We start from the raw sequence: 14178 nt of genomic DNA on the forward strand, positions 1-14178 counted from the left end.
TCCTCTGGCTCGGTGCCGGATTGAGTGCCCATGCTCAAGCCAAGTCATGCCTGCTGCGCCCCAACTCCCGTTCGACAGACCTCATCAGGGGGACCCTCATGGACGCTTCCACCACGGCCCGCCGTCTCGGCCGGGCGACCGCCCTCGCCGTCGCCGTCGCGCTCGCGGTCACCGCGTGCACCTCGGGCGGGGGCGGACCGGCGGGTGACGTGGCCAAGAGCGAGCCGCCGAGACAGGACTCCCAGGACATCAACGCCAAGCCGTTGGACCAGGTCAAGGACGGCGGGGAGGTGCGCCTGCCGCTGTACCAGTGGATCACCCAGTGGAACCCGTTCCAGGTGGACGGCCGGTACGGCGACGCGGTCGAGATCATGCGCGCGCTGGAGCCCGACCTCTTCACCACCGACGCCTCCGGGAACTTCCAGCCCGTCGCCGACTACCTCCAGGAGGCGAAGATCACCTCGACCTCCCCGCAGGTGGTCACCTACAAGCTCAACCCCAAGGCGAAGTGGTCGGACGGCAAGCCGCTGGGCTACCTGGACTTCAAGGCGGACTGGGAGGCCAGCAACGGCAAGAAGGACGGCTACAACATCGCCGACTCCTCCGGCTACGAGCTGATCTCCTCCGTCGAGCAGGGCGCGGACCCGACCGAGGTCAAGGTGACCTTCTCCGAGCCGTACGCCGACTGGCAGAACCTGTTCCGCCCGCTGATCCCGGCGGCCGGCATCGGTACGGCCCAGGACTTCAACCAGGGCTGGGTGGAGAAGATCCCGATCACGGCGGGGGCGCTGAAGATCGGGACGGCGGACAAGACGGCGCAGACGCTGACCCTGGTCCCGGACCCGGCGTGGTGGGGCACGAAGGCCAAACTCGACCGGGTCACCTTCCGGGTGATGTCCCAGTCGGCGACGACGCAGGCGTTCCTCAACAACGAGATCGACCTCGCCACGGCCGGCACCGCCGCCGCGTACGGGCAGCTCAAGGGCGCCAAGGACGCCGTCATCCGGGCCGCCAGTCCGTGGGACGACGTGCACATCTCGTTCGGCCAGGGCGGGGCCCTGGCGGACGAGAAGGTCCGCCAGGCGCTCGGGAAGGCGCTCGACCGGTCCTCGTTGATCAAGATCGCGAACAACGGCGTGCCGGTGGAGTTCAAGCCGCTCGGCAACCACATCTTCATGCCCAACCAGACCGGCTACCAGGACAACTCCGGTGAGTGGGCGAAGTTCGACCTGGCCGCGGCCAGGAAGCTGCTCGACGACGCGGGGTGGAAGGACGCGGGCAGTGGTCAGCCGCGGACCAAGGACGGGCAGCAGCTGGAGCTGCACTGGGTGATCAACGATGCCACCCCGCAGGCGCAGCTGGACCTGGCGACGGCCGCGGCGGCGATGTGGCAGGCCGCCGGGGTGAAGGTCGACCTGGACAAGGTCCCCGCCAACGACTTCTTCACCAAGTACGTGAACCCGGGCAAGTTCGAGATCGCCAGTTGGCGGAACACCGACTCGTTCCCGCTGTCGACCTCGCTCAGCAACTTCCGTCTGCCGGTCGGTGACAACGTCTTCGGCAACTACTCGAAGCTCGGCACGCCCGAGATCGACGCGCTGCTGAAGAAGGCGGCCGGCACGCTCGACCCGGTGGAGGCCGCGAAGCTCTACAACCAGGCGGACGCGAAGATCTGGGAGCTCGGCCACACCTTCGAGCTCTACCAGCGGCCGGTCGTGGTGGCGACCCGCAAGGGCCTGGCCAACGAGGGCGCGTTCGGCCTGGGGAGCACGGACTACGCCAAGATCGGCTGGGAGAAGTAACCCGGGCCGTCGAGGCGGCGAGGGCGACCGTACGGCAGGCGCTGGCGAGCAGCGCGGTGATCACGAGGCCGGTGGTGCGGACACGGGTGGGCCGACTACGCCGCCCCCGCTGTCCTGCCACCGGCCTTGACCTTCCGCGTTGCCCGCAGGCCGCCCGTGTCGTGGGGCCCCAGGGGCCCGTGCTCGCTTCCAACCGGGGAAGAATCTAGCGGGGCGTCGCGGTCGGCCGCGGTGCAGCGCGCGGGGCGCGCCCGGAAACCCGCCGCGCTGTCACCCACTTCGCGCACCGGAGCGTCAACTCTCGCTGACGCCAAGGAGAAAAGGGGCACAGCGGGGCATCCGGCCCGGGATCGAACGGAGTTGCCGCACCGGTGCGGACACCGGCGGCCGCACCGTGTCCGCGCGGCGCACACGTCGCGCCGGTGCGTGCGCGGGGACCGGGCCGCTGCCAGGATGCGGGACGGCGAGCCCTTTCCCGGCCCCGTCCTCCCCCCGGCCCCCTCCCCGATCCCCGGAGCAGCACCGATGACCAGCGACCCCGCCGCCACGGCCGCGCCCGGAGCGCAGCACGTCGACCCGCCCCCGGTGCGCCGGATGGTCCCGCGCGACCGCCACGAACCGCACCGGGTCGCCACCCCGCTGGAACTCTTCTTCGACCTCTGCTTCGTGGTCGCGGTCGGCCAGGCCGGCCGGGAGCTCGCCCACTCCCTCGCGGCCGGGCACTACGGGGAGGGCCTGCGCGGCTACGCGCTCGCCTTCTTCGCCATCTGGTGGGCCTGGATGAACTTCACCTGGTTCGCCTCCGCGTACGACTGCGACGACGTGCCGTACCGGGTGACCACGCTGGTGCAGATCGCCGGCGTGCTGATCCTCGCCGCCGGGGTGCCGCGGCTGTTCGCCACCCAGGACCTGACGCTGGCGATCACCGGGTACGTGGTGATGCGCCTGGCGATGGTCACCCAGTGGCTGCGCGCGGCGGGCGCCGAGCAGGGCGGGGCACGCCGGGTCGCCCTGCGCTACGCGGTGGGGATCACGCTCTGCCAGGTCGGCTGGGTGGTGGTGCTGCTGCTGCCGGACGCCGCCCGGCCGGTGGTCGTCCCGATCGGCGTGCTGTGCGAGCTGGCCGTTCCGGTGGTCGCCGAACTGCGGATGCAGACCGCCTGGCACCCGCACCACATCGCCGAGCGGTACGGGCTGTTCACCCTGATCGTGCTCGGTGAGACGGTGGCCGCCGCGACGGTCGCGGTGCAGTCGGCGGTGGATGAGCACGAGGAGCTGGGCCGGCTGGTGCCGCTGGCGGTCGGCGGGCTGCTGATCTGCTTCGCGGCCTGGTGGATCTACTTCGCCCGGCCCGTCCACGAGCACCTGCGCTCCAACCGGCAGGCCTTCGCCTGGGGTTACGGGCACTACCTGGTGTTCGGCTCGGCGGCGGCGATCGGCGCCGGGATGGAGGTGGCGGTGGAGTCGGCCGTGCACAAGGCGGGGATCTCCGGGACGGCCGCCACCGCGACGGTCACCGTGCCGACCGCGGTCTACCTGTTCACCGTCTGGTACCTGCACTCCCGGCACACCAAGCGAGGCCCGGTCGCCCAGTCGGTGGCCCCGACCGGGGCGGTGCTGGTGCTGGCCTGCACCGCGCTGGGCGGCTCGGGGGTGCTCGCGGCGGGCCTGGTCTGCGCGCTGATGGTCGCGGTGGGGGTGCTGATCCACGGTTGGGAGAGCCGGGCGGGCCAGGACGGCCGGGACACCGGGGCTCAGCAGGCCTGAACCCGCTCCAGCAGTACCGGTTCGTGCCGGGTCAACCAGTCCAGGTAGGCCGGGTTGACCTTGGCCAGTTCCAGGTAGGCGGCGCGCAGTTCGCCGTACAGCGCGTCCAGGGCGGGCTGGCTGAGCACCCGGGGGCGCCAGGTGAACAGCAGCCGGACGGCCAGCGGGTCCCCGTGCACCGGGCGGACCACCGTGCCCGGCCCGGGCAGTGAGGTCGGCTGGCAGGGGCGGACGGCCTCGCCGGAGGCGACCAGCTCGGCGGCGGTGGCGTTGTCCCGCACCTGCACCACCCGGGGGTTGAGTCCGGCCTCGCTGAACACCCGGCGCATCGCGGCGTACTCGTGGTCGGCGGTCGGGTCGACCATCCAGGTGTCCTCGGCGAGGTCGGCCAGGTGGACGACCGGCCGGGCGGCGGCCGGGTGGCCGGCGGCGAGCGCGACGAACTGCGGCTCGCGGGCCATCAGCACCCGGTGCTCGGCGTCCGGCGGCACCCGCAGCGGGAAGCCCTCGCACTCGTGCACGAAGGCCACGTCCAGCTGGTCGGCGGCGACCATCCGCAGCAGTGCGCTGGCGGAGATGTCGACGTGGATGGTGGTGTCGGTGTCCGGCAGCCGCTCGTGCACCCGGCGCAGCCAGGCGGCGACCGCCCGGCTGCCGACGCTGCCGATCCGCAGCCGGCGGTGGCGGCCGGGCCCGGCGGTGTCCCGGGCCTCCTGGCGGGCGGCCGCGACCAGGGCGGCCATCTCGCTGATCACCGGCCGGGCCCGGGACAGCACGGAGTGGCCGAGCGCGGTTGGCCGGCTGCCGGTCTGCTCGCGGGTGAACAGGGCCCCGCCGATGGCCCGTTCGATGCGGTGCAGCTGGGTGGTGAGGGAGGGCTGGGTCATGCCGAGCTGGAGCGCGGCCTTGCGGAGGCTGCCCGTGTCGGCGATCGCGCACAGCACCCGGAGGTGTCTCACGTCGAGCTCCACGACGGGAGCATAGACGTCGGCGCACCACCTCGCCAAGGACATGACAGGAGATCGCGGGCACGCCGGCGGCCGCCCGGGCCTGCGCACGGGCGGTCGCGGTGGGCACGCGGCCGGGGGACCGCCGCCGTATGCGGCCGGGCTATCGCCGGTTGACATCATCCGCGACGGGCCCGGGCGGGTCGAAGCTCGGGGGCACCACACCGCCCCGGCCAGGCCGGGACGGCCCCCACGCGCGCCACCGCCGCCGGACCCGGCCCCCACCGGTCCCGGCCGGCCGGCGCACCGCGAATCGGAGCTCCGCATGAAGCGATCCGTGCTGTCCGCGACCCTGGGCCTGGGTCTCGCCGCCGTCCTCGTGGCCCTGCCCGCCACCGCCGTCGCCGCGCCCGCCGCCCCGGCGGTGCCGTCCGCGCGGACCCCCGCCGTCCGGGCCGACGCCGGCCCGGCGTACGCCGGTTCGCAGGAGGAGGCCGCGAACAACCAGGCCTTCTTCCGGGCCGTGATGGCCTCGGCCAGGGCCAGGCAGGCCGCCGACCCCTGGCTGCAGACCGTCACCGTCACCTACGACACCACCAACGCGCCCTCCTTCACCGGCGACATCGCCGACGCCGCGCAGATCTGGAACAGCTCGGTGCGCAACGTCCAGCTCCAGGAGACCAGCGGCACCGGCGACTTCTCGTACACCGAGGGCGACGGCAGCGGCTCGTACGCCAGCACTGACGGACACGGGCACGGCTACATCTTCATCGACCACCAGCAGGCCCAGGAGTACTACTCGCTCCGGATCGTCGCCCATGAGACCGGGCACGTGCTCGGCCTGCCCGACGACTACTCCGGCCCGTGCAGTGAACTGATGTCGGGCCACGGCCCCGGCCCGTCCTGCACCAACGCGCACCCCGACGCCAACGAGAGCGCACGGGTCGAGGCGCTCTGGGCGAACGGCGTGGCAGCGGCCAACTGACCCGCCCCTGGGGCGGATCGGGTGCGGCGGCCCGCCCGGCCGGAAACGGGCGGGTCGCCGCATGGGTACTTCCCCGACGGGGAGCCTAGCCGCCCCCGGAACGGAATGCCAGGGGCATGTTCGAGTCAAGACGAGTAAAAGGCGACTCAAATCCGGGGGTTCCGGGGGGATTGCACCGGGCTATCGCGGGTTGACATCATCCGCACCGCCGCCGGGCTGCCCGAAGCTCTGGGAACACCCGGTCGCCAGGTGCCCCCCGAGGCCGGCCCCCAACCCGGCCGTGGCACCAGGGACCGGAAACCCCCACTTCCAGGACCCCTTCAGGAGCCCCCACATGAAGCGATCCGTGCTGTCCGCAACCCTCGGTCTCGCCCTCGCGGCCGGCCTCGCCGTGCTGCCCACCACCGCGGCGGCCGCCGCCCCGGCGGCCCCGGCCGTGCAGGGCTACACCCCCTCGACGTACGCCGGTTCGGCGCAGGAGGCCGCGGACAACCAGGCGTTCTTCCAGGCCGTGATGGCCTCGGCCAAGGCCAAGCAGGCCGCCAGCCCGGGCCTGGCCACCGTCGTGGTCACCTACGACGCCAGCTCCGCCCCGTCCTTCCGCACCCAGATCGCCAACGCCGCCCAGATCTGGAACAGTTCGGTCAGCAACGTCCAGCTCCGGTCCGGCTCGGCCGCCGACTTCCGCTACTACGAGGGCAACGACAGTCGCGGCTCCTACGCCAGCACCGACGGGCACGGGCGCGGCTACGTCTTCCTCGACTACCAGCAGAACCGGCAGTACAACTCGGTCCGGGTCACGGCCCACGAGACCGGGCACGTGCTCGGCCTCCCGGACCACTACTCCGGCCCGTGCAGCGAGCTGATGTCGGGCGGCGGCCCCGGCACGTCCTGCACCAACCCGTACCCGAACGCCACCGAGCGCAGCCGGGTCAACTCGCTCTGGGCGCGCGGCTGACCCGCCACCGCCGAACGCCCCGGCCCGGCCGCGTCCGCAGCGGCCGGGCCGGGGCGCGCCGGGGCGGGGCCCTGTCGGTGGTACGTGCGAGCATGCGGACGAGACCCGCTCGACCGATCCGCTCGCTCCGCCCCGACCCGTTCGCCCCGGACCCGTTCGCCCCCGACCCGTGAGGTGCCGCCGCCATGCCCCGCCCCGTCCCCGAACAGCTCGCCGACCTCCCGTACGCCGAACTGCTGCACCCCCACACCGGCCCGCTGCGCAGCGACGCCCGGTACGACACCACGCACTTCGACGGCGACGGGCACACCGACGAGTCGGGAGCCGGTGCCGTCTTCCTGGAGTGCGCCTTCACCGGGGTGGCGCTCAGCGGGGTCAAGCTGCGTCAGGCCCGGTTCAACGAGGTCTGGGTGCAGGCCGGCCGCTGGGTGGCCTGCGACCTGAGCGACACCGAGTGGCAGGACAGCGCCTTCGTCGGCGGCGTTCTGGCCGGGGTCGCCGGGTACGGCTCCGCGCTGCGCCGGGTGGTGTTCCGCGGCTGCAAGCTGGAGGCCGTCAACCTGCGGGCGGCCGTGCTGCGGGACGTCGTGTTCGAGGACTGCCTGCTGCGCGACGTGGACTTCGGCGAGGCCAAGCTGACCGGGGTGTCCTTCCCCGGCTCGACGCTGGAGGAGGTCCGGCTGCGCGGGGCCGTGCTGAGCGGGACCGACCTGCGCGGAGCCACCCGGCTCGGCCTGGCGGACGGCCACCAGGGCCTCCGCGGAGCCGTCATCAGCTCGACCCAACTGCTGGAACTGGCACCGCAGTTCGCCCACGCCCTGGGCATCGAGGTGAAGGACCGCTGAGCCTGCACCGTCCCTCCCCGGCGGATCCGTCGGGCGTTCAGCCCCGTGTCGCTCGGTGACACCCGGCCGAACAGTCCGACAATCCTGCTGCACACGTCTGGTGGCCCGCTCCGGCCGAGGTGGAGACTGCTCCGCGATCGATGAGCGCCGACTTGTGTACACAACATCGCCAGCGAAGGGACGGGCCGGGCTGATGGCCGAGTTGAGTCGAAGGAAGTTCGTCACGCTGTCCGGAGCGGCCGCGGCCGGTCTCGCGGCGGCCGGCACCGGCGCCGCGGGGTCCGCGGCCGCCGCGACCGCCTCCACCACCGCGCTCAGCACCACGGGCACCATCACCGACGTGCAGCACGTGGTGATCCTGATGCAGGAGAACCGCAGCTTCGACCACTACTTCGGCACCCTCAAGGGCGTGCGCGGCTTCGCCGACAAGGCCACCATCCAGCTCTCCGGCGGCTACAGCGTCTTCAACCAGCCGAACGGCCTGTTCGCCCGGCAGTACCCCTGGGCCTTCAACCCCTCGGGCGCGAGCGGCTCCGCGGAGACCCAGGCACAGTGCAACGGCGACCTCTCGCACGCCTGGTCCGACCAGCACAAGGCCTGGAACGGCGGGAAGATGGACTCCTGGGTGTCCGCCAAGGGCACGGTCCGCACCCTCGGCTACCTGCAGCGCGCCGACATCCCGTTCCACTACGCGCTGGCCGACAACTGGACCGTCTGCGACGCCTACCACTGCTCGGTGCTGAGCGCGACCGGCCCCAACCGCACCTACCACTGGAGCGGGACGATCGACCCCACCGGCACCGCGGGCGGCCCGGCCTACGACGGCGGCTCCGAGTCCAACCTGCGCTGGCAGACCTACGCCGAGGCGCTGGAGAAGGCGGGCGTCAGCTGGAAGGTCTACCAGAACGCCAACGACAACTTCGGCGACAACGCCCTCGCCTACTTCAGCCAGTTCACCGGCGCCGCGGCCGGCAGCCCGCTCGCCGTCAAGGGCATGGGCTCCGTCCCCGCCGTCACCGGCCGGACCCCGGACGACATCGCCGCCGCGATCAGGGCCGACGTGCTGAACGGCACCCTGCCCCAGGTCTCCTGGATCGTCGCCGACCAGCAGTCCTCCGAGCACCCCTACGCCACCCCCGAGGACGGCGCGCACTTCGTCCACCTGGTGATGGACGCCCTGAACGCGGACCCCAACGTGTTCAACTCCACCATCCTGCTGATCAACTACGACGAGAACGACGGCTTCTTCGACCACGTCCCGCCGCCGGCCGCGCCCGTCGGCACCGCCGGCGAGTTCTACAACTCGACCAACATCGGCCTCGGCTTCCGCGTCCCGCTGATCGCCGTCTCCCCGTGGAGCCGCGGCGGCTGGGTCAACTCCGAGACCTTCGACCACACCTCGGTGCTGCGCTTCCTGGAGGTGTGGACCGCCGCCCTCGGCAAGCCGGCCACCAGTCCCAACATCAGCGCCTGGCGCCGCCAGGTCTGCGGCGACCTCACCTCGGTCTTCGACTTCGGCAACCCGGTGTACGGCATGCCCGCGCTGCCCGACACGTCCCGGACCATCGGCCTGTCCACCTGCGGGCCGCTGCCCAACCCCTCGCCGGGCGACAACGCGCTGCCCGCCCAGGAGCCCGGCACCCGGCCGGCCCGCGCCCTGCCGTACCAGCCCAACGCCAACCTGGACCACTGGGACGCCGACGCCGGCGGCGTCATGCACGTCTGGGTGAAGATGTCCAACGACGGCGCCGCCCGGTCCGCGCACTTCGCCACCTACGCCAACGCCTACCGCAGCGGCGGCCCCTGGCAGTACACCGTCGCTTCCGGCAGCCCGGTCACCGACTTCTTCAACTGCGGAACCAACGGCTTCGGCAACGGCAAGTACGACCTGACCGTGGTCGGCCCGAACCGCTTCCTGCGCCGCTTCACCGGCGACCTCACCCAGCCGGGGAAGAACGCCGCCGTCACCGCCTCCTACGCGGTCGAGCCGGGCAGCGGCAAGCCGGCGGTCTACTTCAGGATGGCCAACTCCGGCACCACCCCGATCACCTTCACCATCACCTCCAACAACTACCGGACGGACGGCCCCTGGACCTACCGGGTGCCCGCCGGGGGCAGCACCAGCGACTTCTTCAACGCGGTCGCGTACAACAACGGCTGGTACGACTTCACCGTCACGGTGGACGTCGACAGCAGCTGGACCCAGCGCTTCACCGGCCACCTGGAGACGGGCGCCCCCAGCGTCAGCGGCTGAGCCCGCTCACCCGGCGTCCGCTGACGGCGGCGGCCGACCCCGCTCACCCGTACGGGCCCCGCGGGAACCACGGATCGTGGACCTCCCGGGGCCCGTACGGCGTCAGCAGGGTGAAGGTGTGCACCCCTGCCGCGTACTCGGCCAGCTGGACCGCGCCGTAGCGGGTCTCCAGCTCGGCCTGCACCGGCACCGGCAGCTTGCTCAGTGCCCGGCGCAGCTGCAGCGCGTCGCGCCGGCTGATCGGGTGCGGGGCGCGCAGCACCAGCCGCAGCGGGCTGAGCGGCCCGGCGACCGGGATCCCGGTGCCGAGTTCGTAGCCGACCGCGCCGATCGGGCCCCAGACGAGGCGGTGGTCCGCGACCAGCCGGCCGGCCTCGGAGAGCAGGGCCAGCGCCGGGATGTCGGTGATCCGATCGGGGGCCAGCCGCGCCCGCCGTTCGGCCAGCTGCTCGGGCCGCAGGGTGCGGGCCACCGCCGCCCAGGGGGCCAGGGCGTCCAGCCGCTGCCCGGGGCGCGGGCCGCGGACGGTCACCGGGATCCAGTGCTCGGGCGCCGCCTCCGGGTCGCGGGTGCAGCGCCGCGGCCGGGGGACGTCCACCGGGGTGCCGTCCACCGAGGGCGCCCGGCCGACCGTCACCCACGGGTGCGCCCGCAGGACCGTCCGGGCCCAGTCCGGCAGCCCGCCGCCGGCCAGCGGGCGCAGCGAGCCGGGGCACTGCATCAGCAGCAGGTCATGGGCGCGGGGCAGTCGCCCGTCCAGTGCGGCCAGCGGGCCGACCCGCCGGCGCGGCCCGTCGTGCAGTTCCTCGGTCGAGCTCCTCACACCGCCCACCTTCCGCCGGTCGGGCGACCCGACCACGGCCCTCCGACGCGTTCGCTTCACGGCCCACCCTGCGCCCGCGCGGCGCGCCCGGCCACGGTCCTTGGACGCCTTCCACCGGGACCAAAGGCTCAAGGTGCAGCTGTGCGCGGCCGGTGTGAGAGTGGGGGCAGCCCGGAAATTCCGTCGGTCCGTCCGCAAGGGCATTCCGTTCGTACAAGGAGGAGCCATGGGCATCATGGACAGGTTGTTCCACCGGCCGCCGCAGCAGGGGAGCACGGGGGACGGTGCCGCCCAGCGCGCCGCCCTCGCCCACGACGAGGCGGCCGACGCGTTCGGTGACGACGTCGAGCGCTCCCGGCAGACCGAGGAGCGGCGCGCCCAGGAGGAGGCCGACCGGCGCGCCGCCGAGAACATGACCGCCGAGGGCGATCCCTGGGACTGACGTCCGGGACCGGCCTCCGGGACCGATGTCCGCGACCGATGCCCGCGACCGGCGCCCGCCGTGCGTCGCCCGCGCGTCACCCGGCCCGCGGCGGCAGCGGCGGGCGCCGCAGGTCCGGCCGGGGCGTGGACTCCGGCGGGGGCGCCGCCGCCGGCACGTCCTCCAGCAGCTCCAGGGCCAGCTGGACGGCGGTGACCAACTCCGGATGGCGCCCCCGGGCCCAGTCCTGCGGGGTGCGCAGCACGTGCACGTCCGGCTCGACGCCCCGGTTCTCCACCGACCAGCCGAGCCCGCCGCTGAACCAGGAGGCGTTCTTCGGCACCGAGATCTGGGTGCCGTCGCCCAGGGTGTGCCGCCCGGTCATGCCGACCACGCCGCCCCAGGTGCGGTTGCCGATCACCGGGCCGAGGCCGAGCAGCTTGATCGCCGCGATGATCACGTCGCCGTCCGAGCTGGTGGCCTCGTCGGCGAGCGCCACCAGGGGGCCGCGCAGCGCGTGCCGGGGCCAGCGGACGGGCTGGCGGTCACGGGTGAAGTCCCAGGCGAGGACGTGCCGGGTGAGCTTCTCCAGAACCAGTTCGGAGACGTTGCCGCCGGCGTTGCCGCGCACGTCGAGCACCAGCGCGGGCTTGTCGAGCTCGCGCCGCAGGTCCCGGTTGAACTGCGCCCAGCCGGAGCCGCCGAGGTCCGGGATGTGCAGGTAGCCGCACCGGCCGTCGCTCAACTCCCGGACCAGGGAACGGCGCTTGGTCACCCAGTCCTGGTAGCGGACGGCCCGCTCGTCGGTCAGCGGGGTCACGATGATCCGCCGCACCGGGCCGTCCGGGTCGCTGCGCAGGGCCAGTTCGACGGTCGTACCGCCGGTGCCGGCCAGCAGCGGCAGCGGTCCGCGCACCGGGTCCACCGGGCGGCCGCCGACCTCCAGCAGTTCGTCGCCGTCCCGGACGCCCTGGGCGGCGAGCGGGGCGCGGGCGCGCGGGTCGGAGGACTCGCCGGGCAGGATCCGGTCGACCAGCCAGCGGCCGTCGGGGGAGCGGTGGGCGTTGGCGGCGAGCAGGCCGAGCGGCTGCTGGGCGAGGGTGGGGCCCTCGGCGCGCCGGGACGGGGTGACGTAGGCGTGCGAGGTGCCGAGCTCGCCGAGGAGTTCGCGCAGCAGGTCGGCGAAGTCGTCGGGTGAGCAGATCCGTTCCAGCAGCGGTTCGTACTGGGCGACCAGCGCGGGCCAGTCCAGGCCGGACATCCGCTCGTCCCAGAACTGGTCCCGGACGATCCGGGCCGCCTCGTGGTACGCCTGGCGCCACTCGGCGGCCGGGTGCACGGTGTGGGTGATCCGGCGCAGGTCGACGGCGGTCCCGGCGGAGGGGGCGCCGACCGGGATCACCCGCAGGGTGCCGGCCGAGTAGACCGCGATCGAGCCGCCGTCCCCGGAGACCGCGTAGCCGTCCAGCTTGTCCACCAGCGTGGTGCGGCTGCCCCGGGCCAGGTCGAAGTACTCCAGCGAGGGGCGGCCGGAGGTGTCGTCGGGGCTGGCGAAGGTCTGCCCGAGGGTGCCGGAGATCGGCCAGCGCAGCCAGAGCAGTCCGCCGCGCACCGCGTCGGTGGCCGAGTACTTGGAGGCGATCACCGGGAACTGCAGCAGCCGGTCGCCGATGCCCCGGGGGTCGACCCGGACGGTGCCGTCGCCGCCGCCGTCCCCGCGCGGGGCGCCGTCCTCTGCGGGCGCGGCGAACGGGGAGGGCGTGTCGGCGGTGAGCGGGACGAGGTACGGGCGGCAGCCGACCGGGAAGGACAGGTCGCCGGTGTGCACGTCGTGGACCGGGTCGAAGCCGCGCCAGGACAGGAAGGCCAGGTAGCGGCCGTCCCGGGTGAACACCGGCTGCTCGTCCTCGAAGCGGCCGTCGGTGACGTCGGTGATCGGTGCGGGCGCGTCCGTGCGGGTGAGCCGGATCCGGCGCAGCGATCGTCCCGCGGCGGGCTGGGACCAGGCGATCCAGTGCGAGTCCGGGGAGAACCGGGCGCTGCCGACGGGCCCGTGCTCGGAGGCGGCGAGCTCGCGGACCTCGCCGTCGTCGGCGGAGACCAGCAGCAGCCGGCCGTCCGAGGCGGCGGCGGCGAGCCGGGTGCCGTCGGGGGAGGCGGTGAGTTCCAGGACCCGGCCGAGCTTCCCGGCGGCGAGCACCCGGTGCCGGTGCCGGGTGCCGCCGGTGACCTCGGAGGGGGCGTCGTGCCCCGGCAGCGGCATCACCTCGATCGCGTCGGCGCCCCGGGCGTCGGTGATCCAGGCCGCCTCGCCGGTGTGCCCGAGCACCACCGGCAACCGGGTCCGCACGCCGGGGGTGTCGGCGAGCACGCGGGCCGGGCCGTCCTTGTGGGTGAGCCAGTACTGGCTGCCGCGCACGGTGATCACCCCGGTCCGGCCGGTCCGGTCGCAGGCGAGGTCCTTGACCTGCGAGGCGGCGCTGACCTGGAACGGGCGGCGGCCGGCCCGGGCACCGCCGAGCGGGACGTGCAGCCGGCGCGGGGCGGGGGCGTCCAGGTCGTCGAGCAGCCAGAGGTCGCCGGCGTGCTGGTAGACGATCCGGGTGCCGTCGGTGGCGGCCTCGCGGGCGTAGTAGGAGGCGTGGTCGGTGTGCCGGCGCAGGTCGGTGCCGTCGGGGCGGCAGGAGTAGACGTTGCCGATGCCCTCGTGGTCCGAGAGGAAGGCGACCCGGTCGCCGACCGGCATGGGCGAGGCGAGGTGACCGGTGTGCTCGGGCAGGACCAGTTCGCCGTCCACCCAGAGCCGGCCGATCGCACCGCCGCGGTAGCGCTTCCAGGCGGCGGGCTCGTGCGGGGCGGAGCCGGTGAGCAGGACGGTTCGCTGCCGGCTCATCTGGGCGTCGCCGACCGGGCCCCAGGGCATCCGGCGGCCGGGGGAGCCGTCGGGTGGCAGGGCGTGCGCCCAGGTGTAGTGGCCGAAGGGCTCGTGGTAGGAGGTGACGGCCAGCACCTCGCCGTCCGGCAGCCAGCCGCGCACCCGGGTGTCCTGGCTGCCCCAGTAGCTGAGCCGGCGGGCCTCGCCGCCCTCGACCGGGGCGGTCCACACCTCGGGGTTCAGGCCGAGCCAGCTGGTCCAGGCGAGGGTGGTGCCGTCGGGGGAGAACCGGGGGTGGCTCACCCGGGTGCGGTCGCAGCCGACCCGCCAGGCCCGGCCGGTGGTGGCGTCGTCGGGGTCCAGCGGGGCGAGCCAGACGTCGTCCTCGGCGGTGAAGGTGAGCAGGCCGCCGTGCAGGTGGGGGTGGCGGAGGTAGCCGGGCGGGGTCACCCCTCCATCCTTCGACGGGGTGTCACCCCTGGCAACCGGAGAAGTCGGGAA

10 protein-coding genes are annotated in these 14178 nt (G+C 73.7%); 7 read left to right on the forward strand and 3 right to left on the reverse strand.

The genetic code is table 11. From position 1 onward, the window contains the following. The first annotated feature begins 98 nt into the window (after window positions 1-98). Both ACIRVF_RS21730 and ACIRVF_RS21735 read left to right on the forward strand, forming a co-directional pair. Window positions 99-1802 (forward strand): ABC transporter family substrate-binding protein, encoded by a 1704-nt coding sequence (locus tag ACIRVF_RS21730; RefSeq protein WP_402820038.1) that lies wholly within the window; start codon window positions 99-101, stop codon window positions 1800-1802. 525 nt (window positions 1803-2327) lie between these two features. Continuing rightward, window positions 2328-3569 (forward strand): low temperature requirement protein A, encoded by a 1242-nt coding sequence (locus tag ACIRVF_RS21735; RefSeq protein WP_402820041.1) that lies wholly within the window; start codon window positions 2328-2330, stop codon window positions 3567-3569. Here ACIRVF_RS21735 and ACIRVF_RS21740 read toward each other — a convergent pair. Continuing rightward, window positions 3557-4528: a LysR family transcriptional regulator gene (locus ACIRVF_RS21740; protein ID WP_402820242.1), complete on the reverse strand. Its 972-nt coding sequence runs from the start codon at window positions 4526-4528 to the stop codon at window positions 3557-3559. The genes ACIRVF_RS21735 and ACIRVF_RS21740 overlap by 13 nt on opposite strands. 313 nt (window positions 4529-4841) lie before the next feature. On the opposite strand from ACIRVF_RS21740, the gene snpA (ACIRVF_RS21745) reads away from it, so the two are divergent. The 4 genes from snpA (ACIRVF_RS21745) to ACIRVF_RS21760 all read left to right on the forward strand — a co-directional run bounded on the left by snpA (ACIRVF_RS21745) (window position 4842) and on the right by ACIRVF_RS21760 (window position 9558). Beyond that, the gene (snpA, locus tag ACIRVF_RS21745; protein ID WP_402820043.1) at window positions 4842-5501 is read left to right on the forward strand and encodes a snapalysin; all 660 of its coding nucleotides are present in this window, start codon (window positions 4842-4844) and stop codon (window positions 5499-5501) included. 334 nt (window positions 5502-5835) lie between these two features. Further along, on the forward strand, window positions 5836-6459 hold the full coding sequence (snpA, locus tag ACIRVF_RS21750; RefSeq protein WP_402820045.1) for a snapalysin: 624 nt from the start codon (window positions 5836-5838) through the stop codon (window positions 6457-6459). Window positions 6460-6644: 185 nt separating this feature from the next. Continuing rightward, the gene (locus tag ACIRVF_RS21755; RefSeq protein WP_402820047.1) at window positions 6645-7304 is read left to right on the forward strand and encodes a pentapeptide repeat-containing protein; all 660 of its coding nucleotides are present in this window, start codon (window positions 6645-6647) and stop codon (window positions 7302-7304) included. Between the two features lie 193 nt (window positions 7305-7497). Then, entirely contained in the window at window positions 7498-9558 is a 2061-nt protein-coding gene (locus ACIRVF_RS21760) for a phosphocholine-specific phospholipase C (RefSeq protein WP_402820050.1), read from the forward strand. A gap of 43 nt (window positions 9559-9601) precedes the next feature. Here ACIRVF_RS21760 and ACIRVF_RS21765 read toward each other — a convergent pair whose 3' ends face one another. Beyond that, complete coding sequence (locus ACIRVF_RS21765; RefSeq protein ID WP_402820053.1) at window positions 9602-10381, reverse strand: phosphoribosyl-dephospho-CoA transferase MdcG domain-containing protein; 780 nt, start codon at window positions 10379-10381, stop codon at window positions 9602-9604. Window positions 10382-10607: 226 nt separating this feature from the next. Between ACIRVF_RS21765 and ACIRVF_RS21770 the strand changes: the two genes are divergently transcribed. Next, on the forward strand, window positions 10608-10823 hold the full coding sequence (locus ACIRVF_RS21770) for a hypothetical protein (protein WP_402820056.1): 216 nt from the start codon (window positions 10608-10610) through the stop codon (window positions 10821-10823). Between the two features lie 76 nt (window positions 10824-10899). On the opposite strand, the gene ACIRVF_RS21775 is transcribed toward ACIRVF_RS21770, so the two are convergent. Continuing rightward, the gene (locus ACIRVF_RS21775) at window positions 10900-14127 is read right to left on the reverse strand and encodes a S41 family peptidase (RefSeq protein ID WP_402820059.1); all 3228 of its coding nucleotides are present in this window, start codon (window positions 14125-14127) and stop codon (window positions 10900-10902) included. Between the last annotated feature and the right edge of the window lie 51 nt (window positions 14128-14178).

The sequence above is a fragment of the Kitasatospora sp. NPDC101157 genome (assembly GCF_044768255.1).
In the GTDB taxonomy this organism is placed as follows: domain Bacteria; phylum Actinomycetota; class Actinomycetes; order Streptomycetales; family Streptomycetaceae; genus Kitasatospora.

Coding starts and splice junctions, on each gene's coding strand:
- snpA (WP_402820043.1), top strand. CDS start 4,842: ATGAAGCGATCCGTGCTGTCCGCGACCCTGGGCCTGGGTCTCGCCGCC.
- ACIRVF_RS21760 (WP_402820050.1), top strand. CDS start 7,498: ATGGCCGAGTTGAGTCGAAGGAAGTTCGTCACGCTGTCCGGAGCGGCC.
- ACIRVF_RS21755 (WP_402820047.1), top strand. CDS start 6,645: ATGCCCCGCCCCGTCCCCGAACAGCTCGCCGACCTCCCGTACGCCGAA.
- ACIRVF_RS21735 (WP_402820041.1), top strand. CDS start 2,328: ATGACCAGCGACCCCGCCGCCACGGCCGCGCCCGGAGCGCAGCACGTC.
- ACIRVF_RS21770 (WP_402820056.1), top strand. CDS start 10,608: ATGGGCATCATGGACAGGTTGTTCCACCGGCCGCCGCAGCAGGGGAGC.
- ACIRVF_RS21730 (WP_402820038.1), top strand. CDS start 99: ATGGACGCTTCCACCACGGCCCGCCGTCTCGGCCGGGCGACCGCCCTC.
- snpA (WP_402820045.1), top strand. CDS start 5,836: ATGAAGCGATCCGTGCTGTCCGCAACCCTCGGTCTCGCCCTCGCGGCC.